The 18917-nt window shown below is 72.4% G+C and carries 19 protein-coding genes; 18 read left to right on the top strand and 1 reads right to left on the bottom strand.

The annotated features are described in order from the left end of the window. The first annotated feature begins 2 nt into the window (after nucleotides 1-2). From E4U91_RS06325 to nusB, 16 genes are all read left to right on the top strand, one after another. Complete coding sequence (locus E4U91_RS06325; RefSeq protein WP_137305916.1) at nucleotides 3-1358, top strand: replication-associated recombination protein A; 1356 nt, start codon at nucleotides 3-5, stop codon at nucleotides 1356-1358. A gap of 298 nt (nucleotides 1359-1656) precedes the next feature. Further along, nucleotides 1657-2271 (top strand): 30S ribosomal protein S4, encoded by a 615-nt coding sequence (gene rpsD / locus E4U91_RS06320; protein ID WP_067235497.1) that lies wholly within the window; start codon nucleotides 1657-1659, stop codon nucleotides 2269-2271. Between the two features lie 180 nt (nucleotides 2272-2451). Then, nucleotides 2452-2883 carry a DUF948 domain-containing protein gene (locus E4U91_RS06315; RefSeq protein ID WP_067235500.1) on the top strand — a complete coding sequence of 144 codons (432 nt, stop codon included), beginning with the start codon at nucleotides 2452-2454 and terminating at the stop codon, nucleotides 2881-2883. A gap of 12 nt (nucleotides 2884-2895) precedes the next feature. Then, nucleotides 2896-3240 (top strand): hypothetical protein, encoded by a 345-nt coding sequence (locus E4U91_RS06310; protein WP_137302273.1) that lies wholly within the window; start codon nucleotides 2896-2898, stop codon nucleotides 3238-3240. Beyond that, on the top strand, nucleotides 3240-5912 hold the full coding sequence (gene alaS / locus E4U91_RS06305) for an alanine--tRNA ligase (protein WP_137305915.1): 2673 nt from the start codon (nucleotides 3240-3242) through the stop codon (nucleotides 5910-5912). Before E4U91_RS06310 ends, alaS begins: the two co-directional genes overlap by 1 nt. Nucleotides 5913-5985: 73 nt before the next feature. Then, complete coding sequence (ruvX, locus tag E4U91_RS06300) at nucleotides 5986-6450, top strand: Holliday junction resolvase RuvX (RefSeq protein ID WP_067235508.1); 465 nt, start codon at nucleotides 5986-5988, stop codon at nucleotides 6448-6450. A gap of 122 nt (nucleotides 6451-6572) precedes the next feature. Next, nucleotides 6573-8387 (top strand): endolytic transglycosylase MltG, encoded by a 1815-nt coding sequence (gene mltG, locus E4U91_RS06295; RefSeq protein WP_137305914.1) that lies wholly within the window; start codon nucleotides 6573-6575, stop codon nucleotides 8385-8387. Beyond that, nucleotides 8368-9207, top strand: coding sequence for a shikimate dehydrogenase (locus tag E4U91_RS06290; protein WP_137305913.1), 840 nt, complete (start codon nucleotides 8368-8370; stop codon nucleotides 9205-9207). Before mltG ends, E4U91_RS06290 begins: the two co-directional genes overlap by 20 nt. Before the next feature lie 62 nt (nucleotides 9208-9269). Further along, nucleotides 9270-9698, top strand: coding sequence for a hypothetical protein (locus E4U91_RS06285; protein ID WP_241678518.1), 429 nt, complete (start codon nucleotides 9270-9272; stop codon nucleotides 9696-9698). A gap of 232 nt (nucleotides 9699-9930) precedes the next feature. Further along, on the top strand, nucleotides 9931-11115 hold the full coding sequence (gene aroC, locus E4U91_RS06280; RefSeq protein WP_137305912.1) for a chorismate synthase: 1185 nt from the start codon (nucleotides 9931-9933) through the stop codon (nucleotides 11113-11115). After that, nucleotides 11112-11627 (top strand): shikimate kinase, encoded by a 516-nt coding sequence (locus E4U91_RS06275; protein WP_137305911.1) that lies wholly within the window; start codon nucleotides 11112-11114, stop codon nucleotides 11625-11627. The genes aroC and E4U91_RS06275 overlap by 4 nt, the downstream gene beginning before the upstream one ends. Continuing rightward, the gene (aroB, locus tag E4U91_RS06270) at nucleotides 11624-12715 is read left to right on the top strand and encodes a 3-dehydroquinate synthase (protein ID WP_137305910.1); all 1092 of its coding nucleotides are present in this window, start codon (nucleotides 11624-11626) and stop codon (nucleotides 12713-12715) included. The genes E4U91_RS06275 and aroB overlap by 4 nt, the downstream gene beginning before the upstream one ends. Before the next feature lie 162 nt (nucleotides 12716-12877). After that, a complete protein-coding gene (locus tag E4U91_RS06265; protein WP_137305909.1) occupies nucleotides 12878-13999 on the top strand; it encodes an AAA family ATPase in 1122 nt (373 codons plus the stop codon). A 118-nt stretch (nucleotides 14000-14117) separates the two neighbouring features. Further along, the gene (locus tag E4U91_RS06260; RefSeq protein ID WP_137305908.1) at nucleotides 14118-15224 is read left to right on the top strand and encodes an aminopeptidase P family protein; all 1107 of its coding nucleotides are present in this window, start codon (nucleotides 14118-14120) and stop codon (nucleotides 15222-15224) included. Nucleotides 15225-15284: 60 nt separating this feature from the next. Next, nucleotides 15285-15851, top strand: coding sequence for an elongation factor P (gene efp / locus E4U91_RS06255; RefSeq protein WP_067235525.1), 567 nt, complete (start codon nucleotides 15285-15287; stop codon nucleotides 15849-15851). Between the two features lie 2 nt (nucleotides 15852-15853). Continuing rightward, on the top strand, nucleotides 15854-16282 hold the full coding sequence (nusB, locus tag E4U91_RS06250; RefSeq protein WP_067235528.1) for a transcription antitermination factor NusB: 429 nt from the start codon (nucleotides 15854-15856) through the stop codon (nucleotides 16280-16282). Between the two features lie 144 nt (nucleotides 16283-16426). On the opposite strand, the gene bldD is transcribed toward nusB, so the two are convergent. Beyond that, the gene (bldD, locus tag E4U91_RS06245) at nucleotides 16427-16930 is read right to left on the bottom strand and encodes a transcriptional regulator BldD (protein ID WP_137305907.1); all 504 of its coding nucleotides are present in this window, start codon (nucleotides 16928-16930) and stop codon (nucleotides 16427-16429) included. Between the two features lie 299 nt (nucleotides 16931-17229). Here bldD and pyrR point away from each other — a divergent pair, with 299 nt between their 5' ends. After that, complete coding sequence (pyrR, locus tag E4U91_RS06240; protein WP_137305906.1) at nucleotides 17230-17844, top strand: bifunctional pyr operon transcriptional regulator/uracil phosphoribosyltransferase PyrR; 615 nt, start codon at nucleotides 17230-17232, stop codon at nucleotides 17842-17844. Nucleotides 17845-17936: 92 nt separating this feature from the next. Continuing rightward, nucleotides 17937-18917, top strand: a complete 981-nt coding sequence (locus E4U91_RS06235) for an aspartate carbamoyltransferase catalytic subunit (RefSeq protein WP_067235535.1) — start codon at nucleotides 17937-17939, stop codon at nucleotides 18915-18917.

The raw sequence follows: 18917 nt of genomic DNA, 5'->3' as shown, positions 1-18917 counted from the left end.
GGGTGGAGCCCGATCTGTTCACCGCCGCCGCCGAAGAACGCCAGGAGAAGGACCCGTCGGCCAGCCCCCTGGCGGTCCGCATGCGCCCCCGCACCCTCGACGAGGTCGTGGGCCAGCAACACCTGCTGAAACCGGGTTCGCCCCTGCGCCGCCTGGTCGGCGAGGGCGCCAAGGGCCCGGCCGGCCCCTCCTCGGTGATCCTGTGGGGCCCGCCCGGCACCGGCAAGACCACCCTGGCCTACGTCGTCTCCAAGGCCACCAACAAGCGCTTCGTGGAACTGTCCGCGATCACCGCCGGGGTCAAGGAGGTCCGCGCGGTCATCGACGGTGCCCGCCGCGCCTCGGGCGGCTACGGCCAGGAGACCGTCCTCTTCCTCGACGAGATCCACCGCTTCAGCAAGGCCCAGCAGGACTCCCTGCTGCCCGCCGTCGAGAACCGCTGGGTGACGCTGATCGCCGCGACCACCGAGAACCCGTACTTCTCGGTGATCTCCCCGCTGCTGTCCCGCTCGCTGCTGCTCACCCTCGAACCCCTCACCGACGACGACCTGCGCGGCCTGCTGCGCCGCGCCCTCACCGACGAGCGCGGCCTCAAGGGCGCCGTCACCCTCCCCGAGGACACCGAGGCCCACCTCCTGCGCATCGCCGGGGGCGACGCCCGCCGCGCCCTGACCGCGCTGGAGGCCGCCGCCGGGGCCGCCCTCGACCAGGGCGCGGCGCAGATCGACCTCGCCACGCTGGAGCAGACCGTCGACCGGGCCGCCGTCACGTACGACCGCGACGGCGACCAGCACTACGACGTGGCCAGCGCCCTCATCAAGTCCATCCGCGGCTCCGACGTGGACGCCGCCCTGCACTACCTGGCCCGGATGATCGAGGCCGGCGAGGACCCCCGCTTCATCGCCCGCCGCCTGATGATCTCCGCCAGCGAGGACATCGGCCTGGCCGACCCCAACGCCCTGCCGATCGCGGTCGCCGCCGCCCAGGCCGTCGCCATGATCGGCTTCCCCGAGGCCGCGCTCACCCTCAGCCACGCCACCATCGCGCTCGCCCTGGCCCCCAAGTCCAACGCCGCGACCACCGCGATCGGCGCCGCCCTGGACGACGTGCGCAAGGGACTGGCCGGCCCCGTCCCGGCCCACCTGCGCGACGGCCACTACAAGGGCGCCGCCAAGCTCGGGCACGCCCAGGGCTACGTGTACCCGCACGACGTGCCGGAGGGCATCGCCGAGCAGCAGTACGCGCCGGACGCCCTGAAGGACCGCACGTACTACACCCCGACCCGGCACGGCGCGGAGGCGCGGTACGCGGACGCCGTCGAGTGGACCCGCCAGCACCTCGGTCGCAAGCGGTCCTGAGCGGCCTGTAGACTGGTCCGAAGTGCCGAGTCCCGCGCTGTCAGAGCGGGACAACCGGCCGGAGACCCCCTCGGGGGACTCCAGGAGCGTCGCGCACCGTCGAACGGTGTCGCGGGCCGCCCACCACCACCCGGTTCCCGGGACAGGTCGGTGGGCCACTCGCGTGCTGCACGTAGTTGCCCAGACCAGGGGAGCGGCTGCCCGGCAGGTCCCGAGCGGACCCGGCGGGTTTCCCCGGCTGCGGATGCGACCTCCCTGAACCCTGACGAGCCGGAAACAGCGAAAAGAGATTGAGACAGTGGCGAACCAGTCCCGCCCCAAGGTCAAGAAGTCGCGTGCCCTCGGCATCGCGCTGACCCCGAAGGCCGTCAAGTACTTCGAGGCCCGCCCCTACCCGCCGGGCGAGCACGGCCGCGGCCGCAAGCAGAACTCGGACTACAAGGTCCGTCTGCTGGAGAAGCAGCGCCTGCGCGCGCAGTACGACCTCTCCGAGCGTCAGCTCGTCCGCGCCTACGAGCGCGCGTCCAAGGTCCAGGGCAAGACCGGTGAGGCCCTGATCGTGGAGCTCGAGCGCCGTCTCGACGCCCTGGTCCTGCGTTCGGGCATCGCCCGCACCATCTACCAGGCCCGCCAGATGGTCGTCCACGGCCACATCGAGGTCAACGGCCAGAAGGTCGACAAGCCGTCGTTCCGCGTCCGTCCCGACGACGTCGTGATGGTCCGCGAGCGCAGCCGCGAGAAGACCCTCTTCCAGATCGCCCGCGAGGGTGGCTTCGCCCCCGACGGTGAGACCCCGCGCTACCTGCAGGTGAACCTCAAGGCCCTGGCGTTCCGCCTGGACCGCGAGCCGAACCGCAAGGAGATCCCGGTGATCTGCGACGAGCAGCTCGTCGTCGAGTACTACGCCCGCTGATCCGAGATCGACGGTCGTAGACCCGCAGCACCGGAACCCGTCGTCCCGCCGCCCTCCCGGGCGGCCGGGGCGGCGGGTTCTTCCGTCCCCGGCGCCGTCTAATCGAGTACGGAGCGCCACCCCCGGCGCGATAGGCTCGACCCCTGTCAACAGTGACCGAAGAGCGGAAGCGGGTGCGCAGTGTCCGGTGGAGAGGTGGCCGGAATTCTGGTGGCCGTCTTCTGGGCGATCCTGGTCTCCTTCCTCGCCGTCGCGCTGGCGAGGCTGGCCCAGACGCTCAGGGCGACCACCAAGCTCGTGGCGGACGTGACCGACCAGGCCGTCCCGCTGCTGGCCGACGCCTCCGCGGCGGTGCGGTCCGCGCAGACCCAGATCGACCGGGTCGACGCGATCGCCTCGGACGTCCAGGAAGTCACGTCCAACGCCTCCGCGCTCTCGACCACGGTCGCCTCCACCTTCGGGGGCCCGCTGGTCAAGGTCGCCGCCTTCGGCTACGGCGTCCGCCGCGCCCTCGGCGGCCGCAAGGAGAACGCGCCCGCCCGGGAGCCCCGGCGCACGGTGATCGTGGGCCGCACCGTCCCGGCCGCACGGCGGAAGAACCGGCGAAAGTAGGAGCCAGCTCAGATGTTCCGCCGTACCTTCTGGTTCACCTCCGGTGTGGCCGCCGGTGTCTGGGCCACCACCAAGGTGAACCGCAAGATCAAGCAGCTGACGCCCGAGAGCCTCGCCGTCGCCGCCGCCCACAAGGCGCTGGAGACCGGCCAGCGGCTCAAGGACCGGGCCGTCGGCTTCGCGCACGACGTGCGCGACAACATGGCCCAGCGGGAGGATGAGCTGGGGGAGGCGCTGGGCATCAACGCCGCCCCCGAACTCCCCGCACCCCGGCGGTTCACCGCCCTGGAGAACAGCAACCCCTCGCAGTACGTCGCCCCGCCGACGCACTCGTACAACCGGAATGAGGACCACTGATGGAGTCGGCCGAGATTCGCCGCCGTTGGCTGAGCTTCTTCGAGGAGCGCGGGCACACCGTCGTCCCTTCGGCGTCGCTCATCGCGGACGACCCGACTCTGCTCCTCGTCCCCGCCGGCATGGTGCCCTTCAAGCCCTACTTCCTCGGTGAGGTCAAGCCGCCCTTCGACCGCGCCACCAGCGTGCAGAAGTGCGTGCGCACGCCCGACATCGAAGAGGTCGGCAAGACCACCCGGCACGGCACGTTCTTCCAGATGTGCGGCAACTTCTCCTTCGGCGACTACTTCAAGGAAGGCGCCATCAAGCTCGCCTGGGAGCTGCTCACCGGCTCCCAGGACCAGGGCGGTTACGGCCTGGAGCCGGAGAAGCTCTGGATCACCGTCTACCAGGACGACGACGAGGCCGAGCGCATCTGGCACGACGTCGTCGGCGTACCGATGGAGCGCATCCAGCGCCTGGGCAAGAAGGACAACTTCTGGTCCATGGGCGTGCCCGGTCCGTGCGGCCCCTGCTCCGAGATCAACTACGACCGCGGCCCCGAGTTCGGCGTCGAGGGCGGCCCCGCCGTCAACGACGAGCGGTACGTGGAGATCTGGAACCTCGTCTTCATGCAGTACGAGCGCGGCGAGGGCACCGGCAAGGACGACTTCGAGATCCTCGGGGACCTGCCGAGCAAGAACATCGACACCGGTCTCGGCCTCGAACGCCTCGCCATGATCCTGCAGGGCGTGCAGAACATGTACGAGATCGACACCTCGATGGCCGTCATCGACAAGGCCACCGAGCTGACCGGCGTCCGCTACGGCGACGCCCACGCCTCGGACGTGTCCCTGCGCGTGGTCACCGACCACATGCGCACCGCCACCATGCTCATCGGCGACGGCGTCACCCCCGGCAACGAGGGCCGCGGCTACGTGCTGCGCCGCATCATGCGCCGCGCCATCCGCAACATGCGCCTGCTCGGCGCCACCGGACCGGTCGTCCAGGACCTGATCGACACCGTGATCAGGATGATGGGCCGGCAGTACCCCGAGCTCGTCACCGACCGCGAGCGGATCGAGAAGGTGGCCCTCGCCGAGGAGAACGCCTTCCTCAAGACGCTGAAGGCCGGCACCAACATCCTCGACACCGCCGTCACCGAGACCAAGCAGGCCGGCGGCAGCGTCCTGGCCGGCGACAAGGCCTTCCTGCTCCACGACACCTGGGGCTTCCCGATCGACCTCACCCTGGAGATGGCCGCCGAGCAGGGGCTGTCCGTGGACGAGGACGGCTTCCGCCGCCTGATGAAGGAGCAGCGGGAGCGCGCCAAGGCCGACGCCCGGGCCAAGAAGACCGGCCACGCCGACCTCGGTGCCTACCGCGAGATCGCGGACCGGGCCGGCGCCACCGACTTCATCGGCTACACCGACACCGACGCCGAGTCCACGGTCGTCGGCATCCTGGTCGACGGCGCGTCCTCCCCGGCCGCCACCGAGGGCGACGAGGTCGAGATCGTCCTCGACCGCACCCCGTTCTACGCCGAGGGCGGCGGCCAGATCGGCGACACCGGCCGCATCCGGATCGACTCCGGCGCCGTCATCGAGGTCCGCGACTGCCAGAAGCCGGTGCCGGGCGTCTACGTCCACAAGGGCGTCGTCCAGGTCGGCGAGGTCACCGTCGGCGCCAAGGCCCACGCCTCGATCGACTCGCGCCGCCGCACGGCCATCGCCCGCGCCCACTCGGCCACCCACCTGACCCACCAGGCCCTGCGCGACGCCCTCGGCCCGACGGCCGCCCAGGCCGGCTCCGAGAACCAGCCCGGCCGTTTCCGCTTCGACTTCGGCTCCCCGTCCGCCGTGCCGACGGCCGTGATGACCGACGTCGAGCAGAAGATCAACGAGGTGCTCGCCCGCGACCTCGACGTGCGCGCCGACGTCATGGGCATCGACGAGGCCAAGAAGCAGGGCGCCATCGCCGAGTTCGGCGAGAAGTACGGCGAGCGGGTCCGCGTCGTGACCATCGGCGACTTCTCCAAGGAACTGTGCGGCGGCACGCACGTGCACAACACCGCCCAGCTGGGCCTGGTGAAGCTGCTCGGCGAGTCCTCCATCGGCTCCGGGGTGCGCCGCATCGAGGCCCTGGTCGGCGTGGACGCCTACAACTTCCTCGCCCGGGAGCACACGGTCGTCGCCCAGCTCCAGGAGCTGATCAAGGGACGTCCGGAGGAGCTGCCGGAGAAGGTCTCCGCGATGCTCGGCAAGCTGAAGGACGCCGAGAAGGAGATCGAGAAGTTCCGCGCCGAGAAGGTCCTGCAGGCCGCCGCCGGTCTCGCCGAGTCCGCCAAGGACGTGCGCGGCGTGGCCGTGGTCACCGGTCAGGTGCCGGACGGGACGACCCCGGACGACCTGCGCAAGCTGGTCCTCGACGTGCGGGGCCGCATCCAGGGCGGACGGGCCGCGGTCGTGGCCCTGTTCACGGTCAACAACGGCAAGCCGCTCACCGTCATTGCCACCAACGAGGCCGCCCGTGAGCGGGGCCTCAAGGCCGGCGACCTGGTCCGCACGGCCGCCAAGACCCTCGGCGGCGGCGGGGGCGGCAAGCCCGACGTCGCCCAGGGCGGCGGCCAGAACCCGGCCGCCGTCGGCGAGGCCGTCGACGCCGTCGAGCGGCTCGTCGCCGACACCGCCAAGTGAGCGCCGCCGGACGGGTGCACGGGGCGGTCCGGTGAACGGCGACGGACGGACCGGAGAGGACGGCGGCCCGGTCATGCGCCGCGGCCGCCGCCTCGCCGTCGACGTCGGGGACGCCCGGATCGGGGTCGCCTCGTGCGACCCCGACGGGATCCTCGCGACGCCGGTGGAGACCGTCCCGGGCCGGGACGTCCCCGCGGCGCACCGCAGGCTGCGGCAACTCGTCGAGGAGTACGAGCCCATCGAGGTCGTCGTCGGTCTCCCGCGCTCCCTCAAGGGGGGCGAGGGCCCGGCGGCGGCCAAGGTCCGCGTCTTCGCCCGGGAACTGGCCCGCATGATCGCGCCGATCGGGGTCAGACTGGTGGACGAGCGCATGACGACCGTGACGGCCAGTCAAGGGCTGCGCGCCTCCGGCGTGAAGTCCAAGAAGGGCCGCTCCGTCATCGATCAGGCGGCCGCAGTGATCATCCTGCAGCAGGCGCTGGAATCCGAACGGGTGTCAGGCAGACCACCCGGCGAGGGCGTCGAAGTGGTCATCTGATCGCGATACGGTAACGTTCCGCGCGATGCGGCGGCGTTCGAACAGCCGCCGCACAGCAAGAGACGGAACGGACGCCGGACCCGCCGGCCGCGTGACCGCCGCCTCGCGGCTCTAGGGGATCGATGACTGAGTATGGCCGGGGCCAGGGCTCCGAACCGTGGCCTCCCGAGGACCCGTTGTACGGGGACGACGGGTGGGGAGGGCAGCAGCCCCACGCGGGCCACCAGCCTGCCCACGGCGGCCAGCAGCAGCACCCGCAGAACCCGCAGCAGCCGCACCAGCAGTCGCAGTACGGCGACTGGAGCGGGCACCAGGGTTACGACCCGGGCCAGCAGCAGTACGACCAGCAGCAGTACGACCAGCAGCAGTACACCGGCGGGCAGTACCAGGGCGGTCACCAGCAGTACCCCGAGCAGCACCAGCAGTACGGCGGCCGGCAGCAGTACCCCCCGGCGGACCAGCAGTACGGCGAGCAGCAGCAGTACGCCCACCAGGGACAGCAGGTGTACCAGCAGGGCGGCTGGGACGGCACCGGCACGCACGCGCACGTGCCGTACGCCGCCGACCCCGGTGACCCCTACGGGCAGCAGCCCGCCGCCTACGGTGCCGAGCAGCCCGACCTCTACGGCACCCAGGACGCCTACCCGCCGCCGGAGCCGCCCGGCCGCCGCGGGGCCGAGCCGGAGCCCGAGGCCGAGCCGCAGGCCGCGACCGACTGGGACCCCGGGCCCGACCGGGGCGAGCACGCCTTCTTCGCGGGCGGCGGGGACACCGTCGCCGACACGGACGACGCCGACGACGACGAGCACGGCGGCGCCGGCCGCCGCGGGCGGGGCGGCAAGGGCGACAAGTCCAAGAAGCGCCGCAACGGCTGTGCCTGCCTGGTGGTGCTGCTGGTGTTCGGCGGCGGCCTCGCGGGCGTCTCGTACGTCGGCTACACCTTCTACCAGAACCGCTACGCCTCGGCCCCCGACTACACGGGCGACGGCACCGGCCAGACCGTCAGCATCGAGGTGCCCAAGGGCGCGGGCGGCGCGGAGATCGGCCGCCGGCTGAAGGAGGCCGGCGTCGTCAGAAGCGTCGACGCCTTCGTGTCGGCGTTCACGCACAACCCCGAGGGCGACAAGATCCAGGCCGGCGCGTACATCCTGAAGAAGCAGATGTCCGCCGCCAGCGCCGTCGAGATGATGCTCGACCCGAAGAGCCAGGCCAACGTGATGGTCAAGCCGGGCCAGCGCAACGTGCAGGTCTACCAGGCCATCGACGACAAGCTCGGCCTGTCCGCCGGCACCACGAAGGGCGTCGCGCGCAAGGAGTACGCCGACCTCGGACTGCCGAGCTGGGCGAAGGCCGGCGAGAACGTCAAGGACCCGCTGGAGGGCTTCCTCTACCCGGGCACCTACGCGGCGGCCAAGGGCATGAAGCCCGAGGCCGTCCTCAAGGAGATGGTCGAGCAGGCCGACGCGGCGTACGCCAAGTACGACCTGACGGCCAAGGCCAAGCAGTTCAAGCTGGACGGCCCGATGCAGGTCATCACGGTGGCGAGCCTGGTCCAGGCCGAGGGCAAGACCATCGACGACTACCGCAAGATGGCCGAGGTCGTCTACAACCGCCTCGACTACTCCAACCCCGAGACCTACGGGTTCCTCCAGTTCGACTCGACGTACAACTACGTCAAGAACCAGAGCAACATCGACATCTCGCTGGCGGAGATCAAGCAGAACAAGGACCCGTACAACACCTACAGCCACAAGGGACTGCCGCCCGGGCCGATCGGCAACCCGGGCGAGACCGCCCTGAAGGCGACGCTCGACCCGACCGACGACGGCTGGTACTACTTCGTGGCGACCGACGGCGTCAGCAAGACCGAGTTCGCCCGCACCCACGCGGACTTCGAGAAGCTCAGGGACAAGTTCAATGCACGCTCGGACGACTGAGGCCCGCCGGGCCGCCGTGCTCGGCAGCCCCATCGCGCACTCCCTCTCCCCGGTGCTGCACCGCGCCGCGTACGACGCGCTGGGCCTGACCGAGTGGACCTACGACCGCTTCGAGGTGGACGAGGCGGCCCTGCCCGGCTTCGTCGACGGCCTCGGCGCCGAGTGGGCGGGACTGTCGCTGACCATGCCGCTCAAGCGGGCCGTCATCCCGCTGCTCGACGGGATCAGCGACACGGCCGCCTCGGTGGAGGCGGTCAACACCCTGGTGTTCACCGGGGACGGCCGCCGCACCGGCGACAACACCGACGTCCCCGGCATGGTCGCCGCCCTGCGCGAACGCGGCATCGAGGAGGTCGGGTCGGCCGCCGTCCTGGGCGCCGGCGCCACCGCCTCCTCCGCGCTCGCGGCCCTGTCCCGCGTGTGCACCGGCGAGGTCGTCGCCTACGTCCGCAGCGAGGCCCGCGCCGCCGAGATGCGCCAGTGGGGCGAGCGGCTGGACGTCGAGCTGCGCACCGCCCGCTGGGAGGACGCCGCCGAGGCGCTGCGGGCCCCGCTGGTGATCGCCACCACCCCGGCCGGAGCGACCGACGCGCTCGCCCACGCCGTACCGGAGCGGCCCGCGACCCTCTTCGACGTGCTCTACGAACCCTGGCCGACCCCACTCGCCGCCCGCTGGTCGATGGCCGGCGGGGCCGTCGTCGGCGGACTCGACCTGCTGGTGCACCAGGCGGTCCTCCAGGTGGAGCAGATGACAGGCCGCGCCCCGGCCCCGCTGGACGCCATGCGGAAAGCGGGCGAACACGCGCTCGCGTCCCGCTAGGATCCCCGTGTTCCGCGGGTGAGCGAACCCCGCGGACGACCGTCACGGGGGGAGCACCGACCATGTCCAGCGTGCCCGCGGACGTCTCACTGGCGTCCGGGAAGTCCGAGATCTTCGAGATCGTCCTGCGGTTCCTGCCGGACTGGATCCAGCACGTGGTGCTGGTGCTGATCCTGCTGGCCGTCGTCGCCTCGTGGGTCCTCAAGCTGAAGCGCAAGCTCGCCCACCGGCGCGCGGTGCGACAGGGCGGGCCCGCCGTCGTGCCGACGACACCGCACCAGGGCAGCGGCGCCGACCACCTGGGGGCCTACGCACCGCAGCAGCAGGCGGCCCGGCAGCCGAGCGGCGCGGACTTCCTCGGGCCCTACGCCCCGCAGCACCGGCCGACGGTCCAGCAGCCCGCGCCCCCGGTCGCCGCTCCCCAGCCGAGCGGCGCCGACTTCCTCGGCTCGTACGCGCCGCCGCGGGCCCCGGGCGACGCCGCGCGGTGACGGCGGCTCCGGCGTCACTGCGTCCGCACCGCTGCCGGCCCTCGGGTCCGCCCTCGCGGCTGCCCCGGTGTCCGCGCCGCCGTCCGCCAGATGGACCGGCGGCCGGGGCGGGGGCCGGGACGTGGGAGGATCGGAGGTGGCGGACCCGGGTCGCGCACCCGGTCACGCCGCTGCCGTGCGCGAGGACGCGCGTACGCAGGGCAGTACCAGGCGCGAGCACTGAGGAGCACCGTTGAGCAGGTTGCGCTGGCTGACCGCGGGGGAGTCCCACGGCCCCGCACTCGTCGCGACGCTGGAGGGCCTCCCGGCCGGCGTGCCGATCACCACGGAGATGGTGGCGGACCACCTGGCCAGGCGGCGGCTCGGCTATGGCCGCGGCGCGCGGATGAAGTTCGAGCGTGACGAGGTCACCTTCCTCGGCGGCGTGCGGCACGGTCTGACCCTCGGCTCCCCGGTGGCGGTCATGGTGGGCAACACCGAGTGGCCCAAGTGGGAGCAGGTCATGGCGGCCGACCCGGTCGACCCGGAGATCTTGGCGGGTCTGGCCCGCAACGCGCCGCTGACCCGGCCCCGCCCCGGCCACGCCGACCTGGCGGGCATGCAGAAGTACGGCTTCGAGGAGGCGCGGCCGATCCTGGAGCGTGCCTCGGCGCGGGAGACGGCCGCCCGCGTGGCGCTGGGTGCGGTGGCGCGTTCGTACCTGAAGGAGACGGTGGGCGTCGAGATCGTCTCCCACGTCGTGGAGCTGTGCTCGGTGAGGGCGCCGCGGGGTGTGTACCCGACGCCGGCCGACGTCGAGCGGCTGGACGCCGACCCGCTGCGCTGCCTGGACGCGGACACCTCGAAGGCGATGGTCGCGGAGGTGGACCAGGCCCACAAGGACGGTGACACGCTCGGCGGTGTGGTCGAGGTGCTGGCCTACGGCGTCCCGGTCGGCCTCGGCTCGCACGTGCACTGGGACCGCAAGCTGGACGCCCGGCTCGCCGGTGCCCTGATGGGCATCCAGGCGATCAAGGGCGTCGAGGTCGGTGACGGGTTCGAGCTGGCCCGGGTGCCCGGTTCCAAGGCGCACGACGAGATCGTGAACACCCCCGAGGGCATCCGCCGCGTCTCCGGCCGCGCGGGCGGCACGGAGGGCGGTCTGAGCACCGGGGAGCTGCTGCGGGTGCGGGCCGCGATGAAGCCGATCGCCACGGTGCCGCGCGCCCTGCAGACCGTCGACGTCACCACCGGCGAGGCCACCCAGGCCCACCACCAGCGCTCGGACGTCTCCGCGGTCCCGGCCGCCGGGATCGTCGCCGAGGCGATGGTGGCGCTGGTCCTGGCCGACGCGGTCGCCGAGAAGTTCGGCGGCGACAGCGTCACCGAGACCCGCCGCAACGCCCGCTCGTACCTCGACTCCCTCCACATCCGATGAGCGGTCCGGTGATCGTCCTGGTCGGCCCGATGGGCGTGGGCAAGTCGACGGTCGGACAGCTGCTGGCCGAGCGGCTCGGCACCGGGTACCGCGACACGGACGACGACATCGTCGCGGCGCAGGGCCGCACCATCGCCGAGATCTTCCTCGACGAGGGCGAACCGGCCTTCCGTGCGCTGGAGAAGGACGCGGTGCGCGACGCGCTGGCCGCGCACACCGGCGTCCTCGCCCTCGGCGGCGGGGCCGTCCTCGACCCGGACACGCGCGCCCTGCTGAAGGACCGCAGCGTGGCCTACCTGTCGATGGACGTCGAGGAGGCGGTCAAGCGCACGGGTCTGAACGCCGCCCGTCCGCTGCTCGCGGTCAACCCGCGCAAGCAGTGGCGCGAGCTGATGGACGCCCGCCGCCACCTGTACGAGGAGGTCGCCACCGTCGTGGTGGCCACCGACGGCCGGACGCCCGAGGACGTCACCCGAGCCGTCCTGGACGCACTGGAGTTGAAGGAAGCATGAGCGAGTCGGTGACGCGGATCCTCGTCGGCGGCAGTGCGGGCAGCGAGCCCTACGAGGTCCTGGTGGGCCGTCAGCTGCTCGGCGAGCTGGCCGGGTTGATCGGGGACCGGGCCAAGCGGGTCGCGGTGATCCACCCCGAGGCGCTCGCCGAGACCGGTGACGCGCTCCGCGCCGATCTGGCCGGGCAGGGCTACGAGGCGGTCGCCATCCAGGTGCCCAACGCCGAGGAGGCCAAGACCGCCGAGGTCGCCGCGTACTGCTGGAAGGCACTCGGCCAGTCCGGCTTCACCCGCACCGACGTCATCGTCGGCGTCGGCGGCGGCGCGACCACGGACCTCGCCGGCTTCGTGGCCGCCACCTGGCTGCGCGGGGTGCGCTGGGTGGCCGTCCCGACCACCGTGCTGGCCATGGTGGACGCGGCGGTCGGCGGCAAGACCGGCATCAACACCGCCGAGGGCAAGAACCTCGTGGGCTCCTTCCACCCGCCCGCGGGCGTGCTGTGCGACCTGGCCGCGCTGGAGTCGCTGCCGGTCCACGACTACGTCTCCGGGCTGGCGGAGATCATCAAGGCGGGCTTCATCGCCGACCCGGTGATCCTGGACCTGATCGAGTCCGACCCGCAGGCGGCGCGCACCCCGGCCGGCCCGCACACGGCCGAGCTGATCGAGCGCTCCATCAAGGTCAAGGCGGACGTGGTGTCGTCCGATCTCAAGGAGTCCGGCCTCCGGGAGATCCTGAACTACGGCCACACCCTCGCCCACGCCATCGAGAAGAACGAGCGCTACAGCTGGCGGCACGGGGCGGCCGTGGCGGTCGGCATGCACTTCGCCGCCGAACTCGGCCGGCTCGCGGGCCGCCTGGACGACGCCACCGCCGACCGCCACCGCACGGTCCTGGAGTCGGTCGGGCTGCCCCTGCACTACCGCTACGACCAGTGGCCCAAGCTGCTGGAGGCGATGAAGGTCGACAAGAAGTCCCGCGGCGACCTGCTGCGCTTCATCGTCCTGGACGGGCTGGCCAAGCCGACCGTCCTGGAGGGACCGGACCCGGCGATCCTGCTCGCCGCGTACGGCGAGGTGGGCGAGTAGGGCCTGAGCGCCCCCCGTGCCCGATCCGCTTCTCCCGTCGGGCACTTCACGACGCCCCCGGCCGTTCACCGAACGACAGCCGGGGGCGGTACCGTTCCGTACGGAGCGGGGCCGGACCCCGCCCTGGACCGAGCCCAGTAGAACGAGACGGAGTGGCACCGGATGCAGCACGCAGTGGGTTCTCCGCTGCCGCCGCCCCACCAGTCGGGGCACGGGCCGATCGCCGGATGGTCACCGGCCGCACACCACCCGGGCCCGCAGCAGCAGCCCGCCCCCGCGCCACCGCCCCCGGGCCGCACCGGCACCCCCTCGGGCCCGGTCCCCCCGGCACCCCCACACGCCCCGGCCCCGCAGCCCCCGGCGCAGGCGCCGCCCCGGCCCGGCGGTCCGGCCCAGCCTCAGGCTCCCGCGCCGCACCACGGTGGTCAGCCGCAGCCGCCGGCCCCGCAGCCGCCGGCTCCCGCGCCGCACCACGGTCATCCGCCGCAGCCTCCGGCCCCCCAGCCGCAGCACGGCGCTCCGCCGCAGCCCCCGGCCCCGCAGCCCCCGGCTCAGGCGCCGCCCCAGCACGGCTCCCCGCCGCAGCCCCCGGCCCCCGCCCCGCAGCACGCCCCCGCCCCGCAGGGGTCACGGCCGCCGGAGACCACCGGTCACCTCCCGTTGCCGCCCGGCGGTCCGGTCGGCATGCCCAGCGTGCCGCCCGCCCCGGTCGCCCCCGACCCGACCACGACCACCCTCGCGGTCCTGCTGATCGGCCCCGCGGGCGCGGGCAAGACCAGCGTGGCCAAGTACTGGGCCGACCACCGCCGGGTGCCCACGGCCCACATCAGCCTCGACGACGTGCGCGAGTGGGTCCGCTCGGGCTTCGCCGACCCCCAGCGCGGGTGGAACGACCACTCGGAGGCGCAGTACCGCCTGGCCCGCCGCACCTGCGGCTTCGCCGCGCGCAACTTCCTGGCCAACGGCATCTCCTGCATCCTCGACGACGCGATCTTCCCCGACCGCCCCGCGGTGGGCCTCGGCGGCTGGAAGCGCCACGTGGGCCCCGGCCTGCTGCCGGTCGTGCTGCTGCCCGGCCTGGAGGTCGTGCTGGAGCGCAACGCCGAGCGCTCGGGCAACCGCCGCCTCACCGACGAGGAAGTGGCCCGCATCCACGGCCGCATGGCCGGCTGGTACGGCTCGGGACTGCCGATCATCGACAACTCGCAGCTGGACGTCCCGGCCACGGCCCAGGTCCTCGACGACATCCTGGCCCGGGCGATGGCGAGCCCGCCGAAGTGGTGACCGACCGGCGCGCCGACCGCCGGACGCGCCGCTGCCCGAACACCACGAGCCCCGCCGCCGGAACACCACCGGCCCCTCCCGAACGGCACGAATCGCCCGCCGCTCCTACGCTCATCTCATGTCAGAGATGCACGCAATCCGCCGCACCCGGCTCAGGGAACGCTGCAGCGCCGCCGGCAGCGCGGCTGCGCTGATCTCGCGCCCGGCCAACGTCCGCTACCTCGCCGGCGCCGCCCCGCGCGACGCGGTGCTGCTCCTCGGCCCCGACGAGGACACCCTCGTCTGTCCGGGCCCGCTGGACGACCGCGCGCCGGGCGGCCGCCTCGACGAGTCCGTCCGGCTGCACACGCTGCCCGGCTCGGCCGGGGACCCCGCCGTCGCCGCCGTCGGCCTGCTCACCGACCGGGACGTCCCCTCCCTGGCCGTCGAGGAACACCACCTCACGGTCTCCCGCCACCGGGCGATCCGCTCCGTCGCGCCCCAGGTGCGCCTCGGCGACCTCGGCGGCGGGGTCGAGCAACTGCGCGTGGTGAAGGACGAGGAGGAGATCTCCAGCATCCGCATCGCCGCCGAGATCGCCGACCAGGCCCTCGGCGAGCTGCTGGAGTCCATCCTCGTCGGCCGCACCGAACGGCACCTCGCCCTGGAACTGGAGCGCAGGCTCGTCGACCACGGCGCCGACGGCCCCGCCTTCCCCACCTCCGTCGGCACCGGCCCGCACTCCGGCCGCGGGGGACACCGGCCCACGGACCGCCGCGTCGAGGAGGGCGACTTCCTCTCCGTGTGCCTGGGGGCGACGTACCGCGGCTACCGCTGTGAGATCGGCCGTACGTTCGTCATCGGCACGGCGCCCGCCGACTGGCAGATCGAGCTGTACGACCTGGTCTTCGCCGCCCAGCGCGCCGGGCGAGAGGCCCTGACCCCGGGCACCGCCTGCCGTGACGTGGACCGTGCCGCACGCCAGGTGCTGGCCTCCGCCGGGCACAGCGAGGGCCTGCCGCGGGCCGTCGGACACGGCGTGGGACTCGAAATCGACGAGGACCCGCAGTTGGCCCCCGCCGCCATGGGTAAACTGGACGCTTGCGTGCCGGTCACCGTCGAACCGGGGGTCCACCTCCCGGGCCGGGGCGGTGTCCGGATCGATGACACGCTCGTCGTGCGCCCCGAGGCGGACGGCGGACCCGAGCTACTCACCATCACGACCAAGGAGCTGCTCGCGCTGTAGGGGCAATCCACCGCGGCGCCTGCCCCGGGGTCGTACGTCAGTCCAGGAGATTCCGCAACCGTGGCTTCCACGAACGACCTCAAGAACGGCCTGGTGCTCAAGCTCGAAGGCGGCCAGCTCTGGTCCGTCGTCGAGTTCCAGCACGTCAAGCCCGGCAAGGGCCCGGCCTTCGTGCGCACCAAGCTCAAGAACGTGCTGTCCGGCAAGGTCGTCGACAAGACGTTCAACGCCGGCGTCAAGGTCGAGACGGCCACTGTCGACAAGCGCGACATGCAGTTCTCGTACATGGACGGCGAGTACTTCGTCTTCATGGACATGGAGACCTACGACCAGCTCATGGTCGACCGCAAGTCCGTGGGCGACGCCGCCAACTTCCTGATCGAGGGCTTCACGGCCACCGTCGCGCAGCACGAGGGCGAGGTCCTCTTCGTCGAGCTGCCGGCCGCCGTCGAGCTCGTCGTCCAGGAGACCGAGCCGGGCCTGCAGGGCGACCGCTCCACCGGTGGCACCAAGCCGGCCACGCTGGAGACCGGTCACCAGATCCAGGTCCCGCTCTTCATCACCACCGGTGAGAAGATCAAGGTCGACACCCGTACCAGCGACTACCTCGGCCGGGTGAACAGCTAACCGTGGCTGCCCGCAACACGGCCCGCAAGCGTGCCTTCCAGATCCTCTTCGAGGGCGACCAGCGCGGCGCCGACGTCCTGACGGTCCTCGCGGACTGGATCCGGCTCTCCCGGGACGACACCCGGCAGCCGCCGGTGAGCGAGTACACGATGCAGCTGGTCGAGGGCTACGCCGAGCAGGCGCGGCGCATCGACGAGCTGATCGCGCAGTACTCGGTCGGCTGGACGCTGGACCGGATGCCCGTCGTGGACCGCAACATCCTGCGTCTCGGGGCCTACGAGCTGATCTGGGTCGACGAGACGCCGGACGCGGTGGTCCTGGACGAGATGGTGCAGCTGGCGAAGGAGTTCTCCACGGACGAGTCGCCGGCCTTCGTCAACGGGCTGCTCGGCCGCCTCAAGGAGCTCAAGCCGTCCCTTCGACGCGCCTAGGACCTGTCGGCCCCAGCCGGCGCCGGCCGGGACGGAGCGTGCACCGCTCCGGCCGGGCGCCGACAGCGAAGCCGCCGGGTGGCCGGAAACCCCCTCAGGGTTCCGGCCACCCGGCGGCAACGTTTCTGCTCGGTGGTGGGGCGCTCAGGCCTCTTCGTGGGTCGCCACCGCGCGACGGGCGTCCGCGTCCAGCACGCCCCAGCTGATCAGCTGCTCGGTGAGGACCGAGGGCGACTGGTCGTAGATGACGGCGAGGGTGCGCAGGTCGTCCTGGCGGATCGAGAGCACCTTGCCGTTGTAGTCACCACGCTGGGACTGGATCGTCGCCGCGTAGCGCTGGAGGGGTCCCGCCTTCTCGACCGGCACGTGGGCCAGCCGCTCCAGGTCCAGGACCAGCTTCGGCGGGGGCTCGGCGGCGCCGCCCGGGGTGGTGCCCGGGAGCAGCTCCTGCACCGGAACGCCGTAGAAGTCCGCCAGCTCGGCGAGGCGCTGCACGGTCACGGCGCGGTCGCCGCGCTCGTACGACCCGACCACGACCGCCTTCCAGCGTCCCTGGGACTTCTCCTCGACACCGTGGAGGGAAAGGCCCTGCTGGGTGCGGATCGCCCGGAGCTTGGCCCCGAGCTGTTTGGCGTATTCGCTGGACATATAGCTCCCCGGCACTGTGTCGACGCGGCCCGGCTTGGTTCCGCACCGCGCGGCTGGTAACTCATTGTGAGGTTACGCAGCGTGATTCTTCTGCGTCAAGCCGAATGGTCCACACCGACGCTTCCGTGGTAACCGCCCCCCGCTGCGCCGACCGGGTGATCCGGTACGGCCGTCGGGGTGACGCAGCGCGTGTCGGGGACCCGGCCCGGGGCCGCCGTGGGGGCCTGCTACCGTGGATGGCGCAAACCCGACGTCCTTTAAGGTCCGTCCCGTGAGGCGGAGAAGGAGGTCCGTTTCTTATGGACACGCACGCCGACGCGCAAGCGTCCGAAGTATCCGAAGCACCTGGGGCACCCGACGCGCAAGCGTCCGACGCCCGGCCCGTTCTCGAGGCCCCCGACATCGCGCGGGTGCTCACGCGCATCGCCCACGAGATCGTCGAGCGCGCCAAGGGCGCCGACGACGTGGTGCTCCTCGGCATCCCGACCCGGGGCGTCTTCCTCGCCCAGCGGCTCGCCGCCAAGCTCGAGCAGATCACCGACCGCACGGTCCCCGTGGGATCGCTCGACATCACCATGTACCGCGACGACCTGCGCATGCACCCGCCGCGCGCGCTCGCCCGCACCGAGATCCCCGGTGACGGCATCGACGGCCGGCTCGTCGTCCTCGTCGACGACGTGCTCTTCTCCGGCCGCACCATCCGCGCCGCCCTGGACGCCCTGAACGACATCGGGCGCCCGCGGGCCGTGCAGCTCGCCGTGCTGGTCGACCGCGGCCACCGCGAACTGCCCATCCGCGCCGACTACGTCGGCAAGAACCTCCCCACGTCGCTGCGGGAGACGGTCAAGGTCCAGCTCGCCGAGGAGGACGGTCGCGACACCGTGCTGCTCGGTGCGAAGCCGGCCGCCCAGTAGCGGTACAGGCGGGTCCGCGCGCCCCGCGGCGCCCCGGCACGCGCCTGTCTGCCCAGAATCTCCCGAATGAACTGCCTTACGGAGCCTGACAGATGCAGCGTCATCTCATCTCGGCCGCCGACCTCACCCGCGACGACGCCGTCCTGATCCTCGACACCGCCGAGGAGATGGCCCGGGTGGCCGACCGTCCCATCAAGAAGCTGCCGACCCTGCGCGGCCGCACGATCGTCAACCTCTTCTTCGAGGACTCCACCCGGACCCGGATCTCCTTCGAGGCCGCCGAGAAGCGGCTGTCCGCCGACGTCATCAACTTCTCCGCCAAGGGCTCCAGCGTCTCCAAGGGCGAGTCCCTGAAGGACACCGCGCAGACCCTGGAGGCCATGGGCGTCGACGCGGTCGTCATCCGGCACGGCGCGTCCGGCGCGCCCTACCGGCTCGCCACCTCCGGCTGGATCGACGCCGCCGTCATCAACGCGGGCGACGGCACCCACCAGCACCCCACCCAGGCCCTGCTGGACGCCTTCACCATGCGCCGCCGGCTGATCGGCCGGGACGCCGGGCTCGGCCAGGACCTGGCCGGCAAGCGCATCACCCTGGTCGGCGACGTCCTGCACAGCCGGGTCGCCCGCTCCAACGTGGACCTGCTGCACACCCTCGGCGCCGAGGTCACCCTGGTCGCCCCGCCCACCCTGGTGCCGGTCGGCGTCGAGCAGTGGCCCTGCGAGGTGTCGTACGACCTCGACAGCACGCTGCCCAAGTCCGACGCGGTGATGATGCTGCGCGTGCAGCGCGAGCGGATGAACGCCGCGTTCTTCCCGACCGAGCGCGAGTACTCGCGGCGCTACGGCCTGGACGGCGAGCGCATGGCGCGGATGCCCGAGCACGCCATCGTGATGCACCCCGGCCCGATGGTCCGCGGCATGGAGATCACCGCCGAGGTCGCCGACTCCGACCGCTGCACGGTCGTCGAGCAGGTCGCCAACGGCGTCTCCATCCGGATGGCCGTCCTCTACCTGCTGCTCGGCGGCAACGAGCCCGCCGTCAGCCACGCCCGCACTGCCGAGGAGAAGTGA

The sequence above is a fragment of the Streptomyces lasalocidi genome (genome assembly GCF_005280215.1).
Lineage (GTDB): Bacteria > Actinomycetota > Actinomycetes > Streptomycetales > Streptomycetaceae > Streptomyces > Streptomyces longwoodensis.
Note: the sequence above shows the minus strand (reverse complement) of the source record. Positions and strands in the feature narration are given on the sequence as shown.